General features: G+C 54.4%; 16 protein-coding genes. 4 read left to right on the top strand and 12 right to left on the bottom strand.

Annotated features, from left to right (window positions below):
- The first annotated feature begins 21 nt into the window (after window positions 1–21).
- Window positions 22–540 carry an NADH-quinone oxidoreductase subunit B family protein gene (locus GM557_RS06520; protein ID WP_155573589.1) on the top strand — a complete coding sequence of 173 codons (519 nt, stop codon included), beginning with the start codon at window positions 22–24 and terminating at the stop codon, window positions 538–540.
- On the opposite strand, the gene GM557_RS06515 is transcribed toward GM557_RS06520, so the two are convergent.
- Both GM557_RS06515 and GM557_RS06510 read right to left on the bottom strand, forming a co-directional pair.
- Window positions 456–1,322, bottom strand: a complete 867-nt coding sequence (locus GM557_RS06515; protein WP_099026770.1) for a phosphatidylcholine/phosphatidylserine synthase — start codon at window positions 1,320–1,322, stop codon at window positions 456–458. The two genes, GM557_RS06520 and GM557_RS06515, sit on opposite strands and share 85 nt — an antisense overlap.
- Window positions 1,323–1,332: 10 nt before the next feature.
- On the bottom strand, window positions 1,333–2,010 hold the full coding sequence (locus tag GM557_RS06510) for a phosphatidylserine decarboxylase (protein WP_155573588.1): 678 nt from the start codon (window positions 2,008–2,010) through the stop codon (window positions 1,333–1,335).
- A gap of 142 nt (window positions 2,011–2,152) precedes the next feature.
- Between GM557_RS06510 and gloB the strand changes: the two genes are divergently transcribed.
- Window positions 2,153–2,863: a hydroxyacylglutathione hydrolase gene (gene gloB, locus GM557_RS06505; protein WP_155573587.1), complete on the top strand. Its 711-nt coding sequence runs from the start codon at window positions 2,153–2,155 to the stop codon at window positions 2,861–2,863.
- Between the two features lie 9 nt (window positions 2,864–2,872).
- Here the strand turns inward: gloB and nadC are convergent, their stop codons facing one another.
- The 10 genes from nadC to GM557_RS06455 form a co-directional block, all read right to left on the bottom strand.
- Complete coding sequence (gene nadC, locus GM557_RS06500; protein ID WP_155573586.1) at window positions 2,873–3,742, bottom strand: carboxylating nicotinate-nucleotide diphosphorylase; 870 nt, start codon at window positions 3,740–3,742, stop codon at window positions 2,873–2,875.
- A 13-nt stretch (window positions 3,743–3,755) separates the two neighbouring features.
- A complete protein-coding gene (locus tag GM557_RS06495; RefSeq protein ID WP_155573585.1) occupies window positions 3,756–5,219 on the bottom strand; it encodes an L-aspartate oxidase in 1,464 nt (487 codons plus the stop codon).
- 11 nt (window positions 5,220–5,230) lie between these two features.
- The gene (gene nadA / locus GM557_RS06490; protein ID WP_155573730.1) at window positions 5,231–6,217 is read right to left on the bottom strand and encodes a quinolinate synthase NadA; all 987 of its coding nucleotides are present in this window, start codon (window positions 6,215–6,217) and stop codon (window positions 5,231–5,233) included.
- A 95-nt stretch (window positions 6,218–6,312) separates the two neighbouring features.
- Window positions 6,313–7,170 (bottom strand): NrtR DNA-binding winged helix domain-containing protein, encoded by an 858-nt coding sequence (locus GM557_RS06485; protein WP_155573584.1) that lies wholly within the window; start codon window positions 7,168–7,170, stop codon window positions 6,313–6,315.
- Complete coding sequence (locus GM557_RS06480; protein ID WP_155573583.1) at window positions 7,170–8,390, bottom strand: hypothetical protein; 1,221 nt, start codon at window positions 8,388–8,390, stop codon at window positions 7,170–7,172. Before GM557_RS06480 ends, GM557_RS06485 begins: the two co-directional genes overlap by 1 nt.
- A 170-nt stretch (window positions 8,391–8,560) precedes the next feature.
- Window positions 8,561–9,316, bottom strand: a complete 756-nt coding sequence (locus GM557_RS06475; protein ID WP_155573729.1) for a 1-acyl-sn-glycerol-3-phosphate acyltransferase — start codon at window positions 9,314–9,316, stop codon at window positions 8,561–8,563.
- A gap of 76 nt (window positions 9,317–9,392) precedes the next feature.
- On the bottom strand, window positions 9,393–10,040 hold the full coding sequence (locus GM557_RS06470; protein ID WP_155573582.1) for a YdcF family protein: 648 nt from the start codon (window positions 10,038–10,040) through the stop codon (window positions 9,393–9,395).
- On the bottom strand, window positions 10,037–10,897 hold the full coding sequence (locus GM557_RS06465; RefSeq protein WP_155573581.1) for a hypothetical protein: 861 nt from the start codon (window positions 10,895–10,897) through the stop codon (window positions 10,037–10,039). The genes GM557_RS06470 and GM557_RS06465 overlap by 4 nt, the downstream gene beginning before the upstream one ends.
- Complete coding sequence (locus tag GM557_RS06460) at window positions 10,894–11,637, bottom strand: ATP-binding cassette domain-containing protein (RefSeq protein ID WP_155573580.1); 744 nt, start codon at window positions 11,635–11,637, stop codon at window positions 10,894–10,896. Before GM557_RS06460 ends, GM557_RS06465 begins: the two co-directional genes overlap by 4 nt.
- Before the next feature lie 58 nt (window positions 11,638–11,695).
- Window positions 11,696–12,124 carry a hypothetical protein gene (locus GM557_RS06455; RefSeq protein WP_155573579.1) on the bottom strand — a complete coding sequence of 143 codons (429 nt, stop codon included), beginning with the start codon at window positions 12,122–12,124 and terminating at the stop codon, window positions 11,696–11,698.
- Between the two features lie 128 nt (window positions 12,125–12,252).
- On the opposite strand from GM557_RS06455, the gene GM557_RS06450 reads away from it, so the two are divergent.
- Window positions 12,253–14,142, top strand: coding sequence for a hybrid sensor histidine kinase/response regulator (locus GM557_RS06450; protein WP_155573578.1), 1,890 nt, complete (start codon window positions 12,253–12,255; stop codon window positions 14,140–14,142).
- A gap of 9 nt (window positions 14,143–14,151) precedes the next feature.
- Window positions 14,152–15,651: an ATP-binding protein gene (locus GM557_RS06445; protein ID WP_155573577.1), complete on the top strand. Its 1,500-nt coding sequence runs from the start codon at window positions 14,152–14,154 to the stop codon at window positions 15,649–15,651.
- Window positions 15,652–15,670: the final 19 nt, after the last annotated feature.

Genomic DNA, 15,670 nt, shown 5'->3' with positions numbered 1-15,670 from the left:
TTGAAGGAGTACGACTAGATCATGCAACCAGCACCATTGACAATGCTCCTTGCTTTTCTGGATGTACAAAAATGGCGGCCCCACTCTAAGCGGCGTGGCGGACGAGATATTCGTCTTTTTACGTTAGAGACAGGCAGTTGTGAAGGCTGCGCGATGGAGCTGATCACTCTGGGGGGGAGTGCTTATCCGCTGGAGGGGAGTGGCTTTGAGCGCGTACAACATCCTCAAGATGCTGATTGGTTGCTCGTAACAGGGGCAGTGACGCGCTCTAGCGCGGGGGGATTAGCCAGCGCGTGGGAGGCTATGCCCCCCGGGCGCAGCCTGATTGCTATAGGGGATTGCGCTTATAATGGCGGGCTGTGGGGAAGCAACTACACAACGCTAGGTGGGATTGCTGCCCTTAGCCGTGTATATAGCACTATCCCCGGTTGCCCGCCTTCACCAGAGGCTATTCTTCACGCCTTGGTGGAATTAGCAGAGGGCGGGTCATCCTCTACAGTCTCCCAAGAATCCTCTGCCTCGCGGCGTAGCCGCCAATAAGAACGGCGTGAGAGAGGGATCATAATAAGGTAAATTATGCCCGCAGCGGCTAAGGCCCCCCAAGGCTCTGCAATCAGAATAGCCGCATAAGCACCCGTGCCGACCAGCATAGGTAGAATATAGCGGGAGGGGACCTTAAAGTTCTTAAACGACCAAATAGGCAAGGTCGAGACAAGGAGGAACGCCGTTACAATCAAGCAGGTAGCGGCCAACCACGGGGAGTGAGCAAAACGAGCAACCCCCTCTAAGTGATTGCGATGGGCTTCTAACCCTAAAAAGACGGGGAAAAGTGCAAGTCCCGCCCCGGCAGGAGCCGGCACACCGGAGAAGAAGTTAGCGGCATATTCCGGCGCGGTATCATCATCCAAAGCAGAATTAAACCGTGCAAGGCGTAAGGCCATGCACACGGTGAATAAAATGAAAGGGATGAAGGAGAGCCGCTCTGTCGCAGGTAAGGCCCATAGCATGAGGATAAAGGGCGGGACGACACCAAAACACACAAAGTCCGAAAGGCTATCAAACTCCGCCCCAAAACGGGATGTCCCTTTTAAGAGGCGGGCAATGCGGCCATCTAGCCCATCCATACAAGCGGCGATGAGCAAAGCCGCTGCTGCGTGGGTGAAGTGCCCCGTCATGGAGAATTTAATCGCGCTTAGCCCCGCGCAGAGGCCGAGCATGGTAAGGATGTTCGGCACTAGGCGATTGAAGGAACGGCCATGAACACGGCGGCGTTTGCGCCGGTAACGGCGGACCATGATTTTACCAGATGTAGGTTTTTGCATGGCGAACTCGTTAGAGCCGTGCGATGATGGTTTCACCACCAATCATCGTCTGCCCTTCTAAGACTTCAGGGGTGATGCCGGGGGGAAGGTAGATATCCGTGCGGGAGCCAAAGCGGATGAGACCGAAAAGCTCGCCCGCTTTTACACGTTCACCTTCTTGCACATCACAGAGGATACGCCGTGCGATGAGGCCAGCAATTTGGACAACGGCAAGCTGACGGCCATCATCAAGTGTAATACGCAGCTCGTTCCGCTCATTATGCTCGGAGGCTTTATCTAAGCTGGCATTGAGGAACCGGCCTGCATGATAGGCAATTTTAGAGACAGTCCCGCTAACGGGCATACGATTTACATGGACATCTAAGACAGAGAGGAAGGTAGAAACCCGCCATACGGGGGTATTGCCCATCTCCAAAGCAGCTGGAGGCGCAACAAGAGAAACGCCCGTTACGCGACCATCAGCACTAGAGAGGACGAGGTTATCCCCCTGTGGGGATGTTCGGCGTGGGTTGCGGAAGAAATAGAGGCAGAATCCCGTAAAGGCGAATCCGACCGTGCCTACCGCGCGGGTGAGACGCCACGGTGTCAGCCGCCCGAGAATGGCTGTCAGCAGGCCCGCTGTCAGGAATGGAGTAGCCGCACGGTGGGGCGGCGCAAGAACGAGTTTGAATGATTTGATAAGTGACATATCATTACTCATACGTCACCTATCGGGTGGGTCAAGTCTTTCTATGAGGTACGCTGCATAAAACAATGGTGGAGCGGGTGTTGTCACCTAGGGAGGCGACATCCATTTTAAGGGCTGATGGTTTTGGAGAGGTAAGGGCCTTATGACGGTAGAGATTAAGCCGCTTTGCGCGTTTAAAGATAATTATGTGTGGTGTGTGCGTCAGAGTGCGACCATGCCTTGGGTGGTGATTGACCCCGGCGAGGCAGCCCCTGTGATGACCTTGTTGGGAGAGCAGCCTCCCGCTGCCATTTTATTAACGCATCATCATAATGATCATATCGGTGGGGTGGCGGTATTGCGGGAGCGTTATCATGCGCCCATTTATGGCCCTGCTGATATTGCCGAGATTGATCATCCCTTAAAGGGTGGGGAGAAGCTCTCATTAGCGGGGCTGAGCTTCCATGTTTTTGCAACGCCGGGGCATACGCTGGATCATCTTTGTTATGAGCTAGAAGGGGAGCATCCTGCCCTTTTTAGTGGGGATACGCTCTTTAGCGGGGGGAGTGGTCGCCTCTTTGAGGGCACAGCCGAGCAGCTTTTTAAAAGCTTTCGGCAGTTTGATGCCCTTCCTGATGAGACCATGTTATGCCCCGGTCATGAATATACGCAGGGTAATTTAAAGTTCATCGCCTCTCTTGGGCAGGATAGCCCTGCCTTTCAGGCGCGTGTGGCGGAGGTTGCCCGTCTGCGCGAGGCTGGGCGGCCATCTGTCCCAGTAACGTTAGGGGTAGAGCGGCAGACAAACCCTTTCCTTACCGCTCCATCGGTAGAGGCCTTAGCGCAGTTACGACAGCAGAAGGACCAATTCTAACAAAAGGGGTTAGGCGGTGGTGATGTCGAGCCCAATATCAAGGGCGGTGACGCTATGGGTCAACCAGCCGAGGGAGAGACAATCCACCCCGCTTTCTGCCATGCTACGGGCTGTAGCTGGTGTAATCCCGCCGGAAGCCTCGGTAATAGCGCGGCCTTGGACCATACGCACAGCCTCGCGCAGCATGTCCGGTGTCATATTATCCAGCAAATACGCATCCGGCCCATAAGGGCATGCAAGGGCCTCGGCCAGTTGAGCGAGGGAGTCGACCTCTAATTCAATCTTCATGAGATGCCCAGCCCGTTGGCGTGCTGCTTTTAGGGCTGCGGGAATGGTGCTGCCAAAAAGGGCAAGGTGATTATCTTTGAGCATAATCGCATCATCAAGCCTATGGCGGTGATTGCTCCCCCCACCAGCGCGGACGGCATATTTTTGCAAAGCGCGTAAGCCGGGGAGTGTTTTGCGTGTGCAGCATACCCGCACGCCTGTACCCTCAACGGCTTCGACAATCTGCCCTGTCATGGTTGCAATGCCACTAAGGTGAGAGAGGAGGTTAAGGGCGACGCGCTCACCCCCTAGCACGGCGCTAGCAGGGCCTTCTACCTCGGCAAGGACATCGCCTTTTGCAATGTGGTCACCGTCTTGCTTGAGCGGGGTGAAGCGTGTGTCCTTATCTAGCAAGGAGAAGGCCAAGCGGGCACCGGGGAGACCGGCTAATCGTCCTGCTTGCCGAGCAACAAAGCTGGCCCGTAAGGATGGTTGTCCGGCAAGGAGTGATTGGGTCGTTACATCGCCCCCCGTGCCGAAATCCTCCCGTAGGGCGGTGGTAATGACAGGTTCCCAAAGGAGGTCGGGCAGAAAGAGAGTTTCAAGAGCCATGAGGAAATCCGTTTTATAAGGGGAGGTCGTGTAAGTGCCAGTCATAATGGCGGGCAGGTTGGAGGCCGGGGACATCATCACGCCAATGCGCGCCGCGTTGCTCTAGGCGGTGCAAAGCCCCCCACGCGATGAAAGAGGCTGTAAGGGCACATAGATTATGCCGTGCAAGAGGGAGGGTCCGCTCCAAGAGTTGCTCTATCCCCGCACGGGTGCGGAGGATACCAAGATGATGCTGCATCTCCACCCGCAAAGGCCAATCCGTTGAAGCGGTAGGGCAGGGTGGTGCGGCCATGATGGTAGGGGACGCATCTGCTACACACGCATTGACATCCTGCCCTGCCCATTGCCCGCATAAGAGAGCCTCGAGCAATGAATTGCTGGCGAGCCTATTGGCCCCATGTAGCCCCGTGCAGGCCACTTCCCCACAGGCCCAGAGGCCGGGAAGCGTGGTCCGGCCTTTATGATCCACCTTTAGCCCGCCCATGTGATAATGCATGGCCGGTTGAACAGGCAGCATTTGGTTATCAGGGTCGTATCCTGCGGCGTGACATGCCTGCGTAATAGCGGGGAAGTGCGCACTAAAGGCCCCGCCCGGTAGGGTGCGGCCATCCAAAAACACGCGGTGGCCTTGCTGGAGCTGTGCAGCGATAGCACGGCTAACAACATCGCGCGGGGCGAGTTCTTCTGTAAAGCGGGAACCATCTTCCAAACGCAGTACGGCTCCCGCCCCGCGTGCGGCTTCGCTAATGAGGGCGAGGCGGTGCGTGGGTTCTGCTGCGATAAGAGCGGTGGGGTGGAATTGCGTAAACTCCATATCCCGTAATGCGGCCCCTGCCTGTGCGGCAAGTGCGAGTGTAATGCCACGATTTGCTAATGGGCTGGTGGTATGTTGATACAACCCGCCGCAACCACCGCTGGCTAAAATACACCGGCCTGTTGGGATAAACCCGGCGGAACTCCATACCCCTTGGAGGCTGCCATCAGGTGCGTAAAACCCTTCTAGCGTGCCTTCAAGCCAATGGATGGTCTCTTTTTTGCGGGCGGCTTGGAGTGTGTGATGCAACATCACGTGCCCGCTACGGTCGCCCCCGGCAAAGACAATTCGCTTACGGCTATGGGCGGCCTCTAAATGCAGGGCGAGTTGACCTGCCTCATCACGTGCGAGGGGGACATCAAGGCGGAGCAGCGTTTCAACAGCGTGCGGCCCGGCCTCGGTGATGCGCTGGACCATGGCGGGGTCACATAAGCCTGCCCCGGCTTTGAGTGTATCTGCGGCATGGAGGGCGGGGCTATCCTCTGGGCCAATAGCGGCGGCCATGCCTCCTTGGGCAAGGGTGCTGGCTGTGCCTTCCCCTGTGAAGCTGGGGGCGAGGATGAGGCATGGCTCCTCAAGCTCCAACGCGGCCATAAGCCCCGCCAGACCGGCCCCGATGATGATGGGCCAGCCAGCATAGCGGGAGAGGCTATCTCCCTGCATGGGACGTGCCCTCACTTAATGGCCAACATGCGCTCGACTGAACGGCGCGCCGGGGCTTGGAGGTCGGCTGGGATGGTGACTTCTGTGCTCATGGTCTCTAGGGCCTGACGAATATTTTTGAGCGTGATGCGCTTCATATGCGGGCAGAGATTACAGGGGCGGATGAAGTTGGTTTGTGGGTGCATCGCAGCGAGATTATCGCTCATCGAACATTCGGTGATGAGCATGACCTTTTCGGGCTTATGTTGGGCGATATAGTCCATCATGCTGGCAGTGGAGCCTGCATGATCGGCCTCAGCCACAACATCGGGGGAACATTCTGGATGGGCGATGATATGGAGCGGGCCATGCATACGCCGATATTGGCGGATTTCCTGCGGGGTGAAACGCTCATGCACCTCACAACGGGCGGACCATGTATGCATCTTAATGCCCGTCTCCCGCTCGATGTTCCGTGCGAGGAACTCATCGGGAATCATGATGACTTCTGGCACGCCGAGGCTCTCCACAACACGCCGCGCATTGCCAGAGGTACAGCAAACATCCGTCTCAGCCTTTACTGCGGCGGAGCTATTTACATAGGTTACAACGGGCACACCGGGGTGACGCTCCCGCAAGGTGCGGACATTTTCTGCTGTGATGCCTTCAGCTAAGGAGCACCCCGCCAAAGCATCGGGGATGAGGACGGTTTTTGTAGGGTTCAACAGCTTGACCGTCTCAGCCATGAAGTGAACACCAGCCATGATGATGACATCTTGCTCCAGATTTTGGGCTTCACGAGCAAGGGCTAAGCTATCCCCACGAATATTGGACACGCAGTGAAAGATTTCCGGCGTTTGATAATTATGAGCGAGAATGACCGCATTATGTTTGCGTTTGAGCTCTAAGATCGCCTCAATATCCTCGGCAAAGAGCCGTTCCCAGTCCTGCCGCGCCATAAGAGAGGCCACAGGGCTGTATAACGCCGCACGAGAGGGAGACGTAGCAACGGCCTGCATCATGGAGAGGTCCTTATATGATTTATACTCACTATGAGCATAATAGGGGGCGCAATAGCTTCCTTGCAAGTGTTTTATAGGATTTTATGGTGTGATTAATGCGCTGCCTCTATGGGGAGGAAGGCCGACCCCAGGTAACAAGAGGCCATTGCCGCAGGGCGAAACTGGTAGAGCTTGGCAGGTCGTCCGGCAGTAAAACGCTCATAAGCTCCGGTTTCTTCCACGAGGTTTTGATGCAGCACAAGGCGGCGGAAGTTTGGCTTATGCATAAACCGGCCAGAGAGTGTTTCTATCGCTTGTTGGAGTTGTAAGAGTGTGAAGGCCTTAGGGAGGAGCTCAAACACTGCAGGGCTATAGCGGATGCGGGCGCGCAAGCGGGAAAGAGCCGTAGCGAGGAGGCGGCGGTCATCCCCGTGTGGTGTGGTGTGTGCTGTAGGGAGTGTGCGTGGCACAAGGCCGGATTCCCACAGCAGTTCGTAGCGTTCTAGGACGCGTGTATCATCCCAGGGCAGGTCATATAGCCCAAAGGCGGGGGCGATGCGGCTTTGGCGGTCTGGGTGGTGTGTGGCCCATTGCTCAATAGCGGTGATGAATTGCGCAAGTTGAGCATTGCCCGTTTCACTCCGGCGGTCCTCCCACGGGAAATGTTGATAGAGGGAGCCGTGGCAGGCGTGGGGATGGCTGGGGCTGAGGGCGAGATAAGTAATGTGAATATGCGGTATCGCCCCCTGCATGGGAAAGGAGCTGAAGGTATAAAGCTGCTCCATATAGCCAATCGGGCAGTGTGTTAAGGTTTCTGCCCAATGGCATAGGCTTTGTTGGAGGGAGTGATGGCTTTCTTCAAAAGTGGGGGTGTTTTGGTCATGCCGTAATAATGCGACATGAGGGGCTTCATGGCCGAGGGTCATTAAAACAGTGATGAGGTCAGTCGGGCAGAGGGTTTGGTATGTCATCAAGGGGTCGGGTCTAATTTGCGTAAATGCTCTGCGAGGGAATGTAGCCTCGTAGAGGAGGATGATAAACCAGGGGGTACGCCATGGTCGAGCGGGATACTCACAGTAAGCGGGCGGGTGGCTAAGGTTTCCATCCGTGGGTTTGTCATCAGCTCGTGGCATAGAGAGCGTAAGCTCATCGGCACATTTTGTTGGAACCATTGGCTTTGTATGAGCAGATGTAGCGGGCTTTGCCAATTTGTTAGGCTGACAGATATGACCCCAGAGAATGAAGGAACATAGAGTGTCCCCCCAAGGGAGAGATGCGGGGGTGGGGTGTTTTGTTCACTAGCAGCGAGGGGGCGGAATGTCGCGCTGAGTTCATGTAAGCGTAAGCGGAGGAGTAAATTGGGTTGGGCTGTTTGGGAGGGTGTGTGTGACGCAGCAGAATATAGGTTGGGTAAAAGGGCAAACTGAGTGCGTAAATGCGTGATGTCGAACTCTTTGAGCATAGTATCGGGGTAGGATAAATGCTCTGCTGTGATAGAGGCGGAGAGCAGGGCTCTATCTTGTAAAGCAGGGTCTGGCCTGACGAGGGATTGCGGGGCGAAGCGAATACTGCCTGTAGGGCGCGATAGGGTTACGGTATAAGGAAGATGCGAGGCGGCGATCTCTAATTGCGCTATATGAAAATAAGCGCGGTAGAGGGGCATTGTGTGGTTGTGGCAGCGCGCCGTTAAAGCAGGGCATGGCATCATGCTTTTACTGATGAGCAAGCGTGTTTTGTTAAGCCGTAACGTCAGGCTATTTCCATTACGCACGAGGCGTAGAATGGTGCTTTGTGGCATACGGAGGGGGAGTTTGGTTTGCGTGGTGATGGTTCGCGCCCAGTCTAGCCAATTGCCTCCGAGGATGAGGGTCGGGGTCGCCCCTACAACATCCGCCCCATTAAGATGAGTATGGAAGGAAACGCCAGAGAGCTCCCGCCACGCGCCAAAAGGCCAGCCCTTAGCACGGGAGAGGCGTATGTTTAGCGTAGGGTTTGGCCCGTCAGAGGGCAGGGATTGCACAGCAAGTTGGTCAAGCTGGCGGGAGAGGATGGTCTGTGTACGGTGATATAACCCCCAAGTGCATAGTAGAAGCGCGATGAGACCATAGCAGAGCAAACGCACCGCTTGCCAAGAAGGCCGTATCGGGTAGAGCTTCTTGAAATAGCGATGAAGATAAGGTGGGGTGTTCATTTGTCCCCAGCCTCTTTGTCAGGGGTTATACAGCAATCTATTGGTTGTGGATTGCTGTGGAAAAGGAGAAGGAGAGGCATGAATCTGACAAAAAAGTTTATATTTCATGATGTTATGTAAGGATGCCCCTTTTATTTTGGCAAGGGGCATTACTTCATCTATGACGCTGATTATGAAGGGGAGCTTTTCACATCCACAGAGTTTTCCACAGGGCTTAGGGGAAGGTTATGCTCTTGGGAAAGGTGCGTCCATGCGTCTGTTATAGCTGGTATTAAAGCGCGCCCTGCCATTGTGGGGGAAAGAGGCGGGCCGATGATGACCTTCAACGTGCCGGGATATTTCCGCCATGGGGAGCGAGGCCAAAATAGGCCCGAATTTGTAACAACAGGGATGATAGGAGCTGTTGCTTGGCGGGCAAGAGCGACCACACCATTTTGGAGGGGAGCTGTCTGGCCGGGTTGGGTGCGCGTACCCTGGGGGAAGATGATAATCTGCCGCCCTGCTGTTTGGGCTTTGGCAACAGTCTCCATCATCCCACGCAGAGCTTTGGAGCCACCTGCGCGATTAACGGGGATCATCCCGCTCAACACAAGCATAGGGCCAACAAGGGGGATGGAGGTGAGTTCTTTTTTGATGACATAAGCAGGTAAGGGGACGAGATTCATCCACACAAATCCATCAAAGAAGGATTGATGCTGGGAGGCAATTAAAGCCGGGCCATCAGGCAGATTCTCTTGCCCTGTAATGACAATGCGGATAGAGCAAAGCCGCTCTAACCCCCATAAGACGGCACGCGACCATAGTTTTGCATAAGCAAGGGCCGCATCGCGCCGGTTGAGCAGGCGGATAGGGAAGGCCACAACCCCCATAAGGAGGGTGAGGACCAACAAATAGAGATTAAACAAAAAGCCGCGTAAGAAACTCATCATGATTCTTGTTCATGACGTAGAATCTCCCTTTAGAGCAAGGGAAATATGCATCCCTCATCACGTAAGGAGCAGATTATGAAGGTGGGGGCGGGCGGAATCCTTCTTGGGCGTAGTCTGTTTGGCGTAAAATTATAACGCGGAGCAACGCCCCAATTAATTTGCTATATTGGTTCATCATGAGGAGAACCGTATGGAAATGCAATGGCGGACTCATCGCAGGGGGCTGCACCCAGTAAGGGGTTAAGCGTAATTGTGGGGCAATATCGTGGAACTCCAACAAAGAGCGACGCATATGATAGCCCGCTGTGACGATGATGAGATGATGGAGATGCTTTTGCGCAGCCCATTGCGCTGTCTCCCACGCATTGCCAATGGTGGTTACCGCTTGGTGGCCTAAGCTGATATGCTGGGCTAAAGTAGGTGGGAGTGGTCCTGTCCCTGTGGCAGAGAGGATATGGCCTAGCTCCGTATGCGGTGAGACGCCTGAGATAAGCAGTAAGCGTTGTGGTTGTTGTTTAAGCAGCGCAATCCCGGCTTCAATACGGTTCTTTCCTCCCGTAAGGGCGACAATCCCGTCACAATCTGCAGGGATGTTTTGGAGGTCCGGCGGGGGGCGGAGTGCATCGGCACAAAAATAGACAAACCCGCCAATCAACACCCAGCTTACGATAGTGGCCACGGCAAAACAGCCGCGCCCTATTATGGCGAGGGCTTGCTTCATGATGTTGTGCGGTCCTGCATGCGGCAAAGCAGGTAAACGAGGCCCCCGCTAAGGCACATTATAAGGACCGGCAAAAGGGCTAGACTTCCCCATAATATAGGGGGAAGCAGGGTTGTAAAATGGAGTGGGTCTGTAAGGGGGGGCAGACGCAGGAGAGGGCGTAATGCCCTAGTGAGGGCTATGAAGGTCGGCAGGAGCAGGGCTATGCCTATGAGGCTCCCAAGACCGGAGATGAGGGCAAGACGCCGCGCAAATATATGATGCAGCGTGGTGGGGTTACCGCCTAATGAGAGTAGCAAGAGGCGTTGTTGAGCATTAGCGAAGGCGGTCGTGCGTGCCATGAGGTACAATAAGGCTGGGGCGATAAGGGCAATAGCACCGTCCATAGCGAGCGAAATATGGCAAGCTGCTTGGCGGATATTCGCTAAAAATGGCGCGAGCTTCTCAAGCTGATGTGGTGGTGGGATGACCATCGCATCAGGCTCATAACGCTGCGCTAGTGTGGTGAGCATGGCGATGTCCCCCCGATAATGGAGAGTGATGAGGGTAGGGAGCGGGCCCGGCCATGGTGTGGACCAATGAGCAAGTGTTTGTGCAACCTCTTGGTCTGAAAGACGCGTTACCTCTGTGCCGGGGAATGTGGCAGACACGGCATGTTGTAGCGCATCAATTTTGTCATTTTGTTGCGGTAAGGCGATGACGACATAAGATGTAGCTTGCTCTTCCCACTGGTGCGTTGCACGGCTTGTCCCGTAAGGTAGAGCAAGGCTTAGGCCTAAAAGCCATGTAAGAAGGCATACACCAATCAGGAGTGACCAACTGCTTGGCCATGAGAGGGCACGGGCAAGACGTGTCATGAAAAGCGTCCTTCATAGGTAGGAGCCATGGGGGTAAGCGGGGCAAAGAGAGAGGGAGGTGTCTCCTCTTTTTCGTCTTCTGTGGGGGCAGGGGGATTATAAGGCAAGGTGAGGGTGGCCTCTGGGAAGGAGACTTCCGGCGGGCGTGTGCGCATTGCAAAAAGGGCCGTTGCCCCGTTTTGGACGAGGTCTTTTATGGTGGATAAAAGATGCTCTTGTAGCTCTGGGCATAGGGTGAGCGCTGGTTCATCGACTAAAATCAAGGAAGGATGGGTAATTAAGGCACGTGCGCATGCAGCGCGGAGGCGGGTTGTGTGGCTCAGTGTGGTTGGGAGGGCCTGTGCATGGTCTTGTAGGCCGAACCATTGCAGAATTGCCTCCGTCTCGCGTTGGATTTCAGCATGTCGAAAATGGGCCAACTCTAGGGGGAGGGCGATATTATCGGCAAGGCTGAGGCGGTCCATAAAGAGGGGATTCGCATCAATATAGCCAATGCGCTGGCGTAAGCGTTGGCGCGTGCGGGCGGGAAAGTGCGGGCTTAGTGGCTCATTTAAAATAGTTGCAGAACCAGCAACAGGGCGGCGTAGGGCTAAGGTATCAAGCAAGGCTGTCTTGCCGGATTCAGCTGGCCCAACGACCCATAAAGCCTCCCCTCGTTGGAGTTGAAGGGAGAGGGATTGCAGTCCCCCTTGTATGAGGGCCGGGCTTGTGGGGAGGGAGAGGTTATGGAGTGTAATCATACCTTATCCCACCCATGAAGTGAGGGCGATTGTATAACCCGCATGATAATGTAAAGCCTTAGAGACGCCGTGCTAACCATGCCGTTGCTGTGGAGGAGGCCGCTGCAAGGGCCATAAGCAATAAACCATCCATAATCAGGCTATGTGGTGTGAAGAGATGTCCAGCAATGATGAGTTGGTTGGGAAGTGTGTGAGAAATATGGCTGACGATATCGTGGGTCTGCGGGTCCTCGGTTAGGGAGCCGAGATTAGCACTGGCGAGAGCAATGAGATGCGGGATGAGCGACCAGCCCACACCAATGATGAGGAGGATAGGGGCAAAAAGTTCTGCCAATTGAATGAGGAAACTGAAGATGAAATGGAAGATTGCCCAGATCACGGTCAGTACAACACGCCCTAGGATAGGAAGGCCCCGCTGAGGGGTACGCGCATTAGCAGCAAGACGGTCATGGCGTGGGGGGTGTAGTGGTGAGGGTGATGTATTCATGAATATTTGGGACCTTCCTGTAGGACAATGAAGCAGAACATGAGATAAAAAGAGTAGAGGTGGGATAGGTGCGTGGCAACCGTCTCATATTATATCCTCTGTCTGCACCTAGCTTCTAGAGAGGCGTAATGCAAATCTTACCTACTATGGATGAGAAAGAGGCTCATATTTTATTGCTTGACCCCGCCGGGTCAGCTCATAGCCGTGTTTATAAATTGCTATGCGGGGAGGGGATGAAGGTAACCTGCCGACAAGAGGCAGAAGCCATGCTGGAGATTGTGGAGACGCAACAGCGTGAGCGGCAGGTGGATATGGTTATTTGCTGCACCCTGCAAGAGGGGATGAGTGCTGGACAGTTTGTGTACCGGGTGCGGGCGATTCCGGCTATGCAAGATATACCTGTTTTAATGTTGACCGATGATGTCTCTCCCCGGGTAGAGCTTGATGGTTTTGAGAGTGGGGCGGATGCCTATCTCTCCAGCACGGCTCATTCTGCTTTGCTGTTATTACGGGTGCGTACGCTCTTACATTTGGCGGAGGAAAAACGGCACCGTCATCCCCACTGGCAGATGCGGCGCGCGCGTGTGGTGATTGTGCGCCCCCCTGATGATGAATTGCTACAAGATTTTTGGAACGATCCCTCCTTCTCAGAGTTCAGTGGGGCGAGCGAAGGTGATGTGGAGGCTGATGCGCCCGGTTTGGGTGAGCTATTATGGCGTGATGGTCATACCGTTACAACGGTAGCGCGCTCTAGTGAGCTTTTAGAGGGAGGTTGGCTCACTGCCCCTGATGGGCCCGATTGTATCGTCTTAGAGGATATGCGCGATAGCGAGGCAGACCTTGCTTTTTGTCATTTGCTAGAGCAACGTCGCCAAACCCTACGGACGCAAGGGAGCGTTCCTTTTCGGATGTTAGGGGTTATTCAGGCAGAGCGGTTCCGTGGGGAATCATGTGTGGCATTTTTGGAGGCCGGGTTGGAAGACCTCGTGCCAAGCGATATGCCCCCTATGGTGTTGGCATTGCGTATTCGCGCTATGGTACGGCGGAGGCGGGAGAATGAGGCGTTTCGCCAACGGGAGATGGAACGCCAACAATCAGCCTTGGCGTTAAAAGCTGCGCAAGAGCAAGCCGCCCTAGCGGAAGCCCTCGCTCAAGCGAATAGCGAACTTGCTCAGATGAATAATGAGCTTGTTCAAACTCAAGCGCGGCTCGTACAGACAGCGAAAATGGCATCGCTGGGTGAGCTTGTGGCGGGGATTGCCCATGAAATTAACAATCCGCTGGCGTTTACTCTGGGCCATGCTGATACAATCCAACGTTGTTTAACGCGCTTAGAAGGCCATGTGCAGGGGGATGATTATAAGACTATAGAGCGGGCTTTGCTGCGGTTAGAGGCGATGAAGACCGGCCTTGGGCGGATACGCGACCTTGTGGTGCGCTTGCGCCGTTTTTCCCGTTTGGAGGAAGGGCATTGGAGCAAGGTCGATGTGGCAGAAGTAATAGAAACAGGCCTAGCCCTTGTGCGGCATAGGCTGGGGAAGGCCATTTATGTTGAATGTCAGCTCCAAGCTCCATTGACATTGATTTGTCAGGAGACGCTCTTTCATCAAGCTGTGATTAATTTGATTGCGAATGCCGCCGATGCTTTGCATGAGATAGAGCGTGAGGGGCGGTTAGAGGGGGAAGGGCTTATCCGGCTAGAAACGTATTTATATGATAATATTTATGAAATTATAGTGAGCGATAATGGACCTGGCATTGAGGAGAGCGTTCGACCGTGGATTTTTGATCCGTTCTTTACCACAAAGGCACAAGGAGAGGGGACGGGGCTAGGATTATCCATTGTACATGGCATTGTGCAAGCTCATGGGGGGAGCATTGATGTCCGGGATACTTATAAACCAAGCCAGAATGGTGGCAGGCGCGGGGCGTGTTTTGTCATACAGTTGCCCGTGGAGGAAACAGCAGAGGGTTGGGCTGTGCGGAACCCAAAGGAACGAGAATATGCAAAAGAGTAAAGAGGCTGTATGAGCAAGCCTTGGGATGATGTGGGTAAGCCTTGTGTTTTGCTGGTGGATGATGAGGAGGAGATTCTCATCGCCTTAGGCGATTTATTGGAGGATAGCTGCACGCTGCTCACTGTGACGGACCCATGCAAAGCGTTGGTATTGTTAAAAGATCATAAAGAGATTTCCGTTATCATTTCAGACCAACGCATGCCGGGGATGACGGGGGACCAATTTTTGCGTCAGGCCCGTGCCCTCTCGGATGCGCGGGCAATTTTACTCACCGGCTATGCGGATTTAGATGCCGTAGTCGCGGCGTTGAATCACGGGCATATTGTCGCTTATGTGCATAAGCCGTGGGAAGGGGACCATGTACGCAGCTTGGTCTATGAAGCCCATAGAACATGGCAGGCCCAACGAGCATTGAGGACGGAGCAAGCGTTATTACGCGGTTTGATGGAGAGTCTGCCCTTCGGTCTTGTTTTTTCCGATTCTGCTGGGCGATGTATCCGCAGTAACCGAGCTTGTAGCAGTTTGGAGGAAAGTGAGCATTACACGCCAGCCTTACGCCCTATTATTGCGCGTATGCGTGAGGCTGTACGTCGGGAAGGGCAGGCGGAAGAATTGTTGGAGGTTGGTACGGATGAGGGCCAAACAGTCTGGCATGAAGTAGCGCGTATTGCCCTAAACTGGCCAGATGGAGCTGAAAGAGCCGAGGCTTGGCAAGTCAGCATGGATCGAGATGTGACGAATCGTGTGTTGATGGAAGCACGGCTTAATCAGGGGGAGCGTTTAGAGGCGTTAGGCCGCTTAGCTGCCGGTGTCGCGCATGATTTTAACAATCTTCTGACAATTCTCTCTAGTTGTTTGGATATGATGGACGGAGAGGCATCTCCAGACGATACTGTAAAAGCCATTCAGCAGAAATGGTTAGGCCAAGCGCATGAGACTATAGGGCGCGGGCAAAGCCTTACACGGCGTTTGGTGCAATTTGCACGCGCAGGTAAGAGTGAGCGCGCTGTTAGGCCATTGGATATAACAGCGTTTTTAAAAGAGCGAGCAAGCTTGTTCCGCCAGAGTTTTCATGGGGCGACCCCAGCGATTCGCTTTGTGTTGGACCTCCCAGCTGAGCCACTCCCACCTGTCCTTACCTGTCCAGAGCAATGTGAGATGGCTTTGCTCAATCTATGCGTTAATGCGCGGGATGCGATGCCGCAAGGTGGTATTGTAACATTAAGTGCGCGCCGTATCGCTTATGCTTTGCCGGCTGTTTCGGCTGATTGTGAGACAGAGTATGCGCTCCTTTTAGCCGTGCGGGATGAGGGAAGCGGTATGAGTGAGGAAGTCCAACGCCATATTTTTGAGCCTTTCTTCACCACGAAGGAAGCCGGTAAAGGGACGGGGCTAGGGCTTGCAGGGATATATAGTTTCGTTCTCGCTCATCATGGTGATGTTCAGGTCGCAACAGCTCCCGGAGAGGGGACGGAGATGCAGCTCTTGCTTCCTCTTTTAAAAGCATAGAGGTTTTCATTTTAACAGA

The sequence above is a fragment of the Bombella sp. ESL0385 genome (genome assembly GCF_009725755.1).
GTDB lineage: Bacteria > Pseudomonadota > Alphaproteobacteria > Acetobacterales > Acetobacteraceae > Bombella > Bombella pollinis.
Note: the sequence above shows the minus strand (reverse complement) of the source record. Positions and strands in the feature narration are given on the sequence as shown.

Coding starts and splice junctions, on each gene's coding strand:
- GM557_RS06520 (WP_155573589.1), top strand. CDS start 22: ATGCAACCAGCACCATTGACAATGCTCCTTGCTTTTCTGGATGTACAA.
- GM557_RS06515 (WP_099026770.1), bottom strand. CDS start 1,322: ATGCAAAAACCTACATCTGGTAAAATCATGGTCCGCCGTTACCGGCGC.
- GM557_RS06510 (WP_155573588.1), bottom strand. CDS start 2,010: ATGTCACTTATCAAATCATTCAAACTCGTTCTTGCGCCGCCCCACCGT.
- gloB (WP_155573587.1), top strand. CDS start 2,153: ATGACGGTAGAGATTAAGCCGCTTTGCGCGTTTAAAGATAATTATGTG.
- nadC (WP_155573586.1), bottom strand. CDS start 3,742: ATGGCTCTTGAAACTCTCTTTCTGCCCGACCTCCTTTGGGAACCTGTC.
- GM557_RS06495 (WP_155573585.1), bottom strand. CDS start 5,219: ATGCAGGGAGATAGCCTCTCCCGCTATGCTGGCTGGCCCATCATCATC.
- nadA (WP_155573730.1), bottom strand. CDS start 6,217: ATGCAGGCCGTTGCTACGTCTCCCTCTCGTGCGGCGTTATACAGCCCT.
- GM557_RS06485 (WP_155573584.1), bottom strand. CDS start 7,170: ATGACATACCAAACCCTCTGCCCGACTGACCTCATCACTGTTTTAATG.
- GM557_RS06480 (WP_155573583.1), bottom strand. CDS start 8,390: ATGAACACCCCACCTTATCTTCATCGCTATTTCAAGAAGCTCTACCCG.
- GM557_RS06475 (WP_155573729.1), bottom strand. CDS start 9,316: ATGAGTTTCTTACGCGGCTTTTTGTTTAATCTCTATTTGTTGGTCCTC.
- GM557_RS06470 (WP_155573582.1), bottom strand. CDS start 10,040: ATGAAGCAAGCCCTCGCCATAATAGGGCGCGGCTGTTTTGCCGTGGCC.
- GM557_RS06465 (WP_155573581.1), bottom strand. CDS start 10,897: ATGACACGTCTTGCCCGTGCCCTCTCATGGCCAAGCAGTTGGTCACTC.
- GM557_RS06460 (WP_155573580.1), bottom strand. CDS start 11,637: ATGATTACACTCCATAACCTCTCCCTCCCCACAAGCCCGGCCCTCATA.
- GM557_RS06455 (WP_155573579.1), bottom strand. CDS start 12,124: ATGAATACATCACCCTCACCACTACACCCCCCACGCCATGACCGTCTT.
- GM557_RS06450 (WP_155573578.1), top strand. CDS start 12,253: ATGCAAATCTTACCTACTATGGATGAGAAAGAGGCTCATATTTTATTG.
- GM557_RS06445 (WP_155573577.1), top strand. CDS start 14,152: ATGAGCAAGCCTTGGGATGATGTGGGTAAGCCTTGTGTTTTGCTGGTG.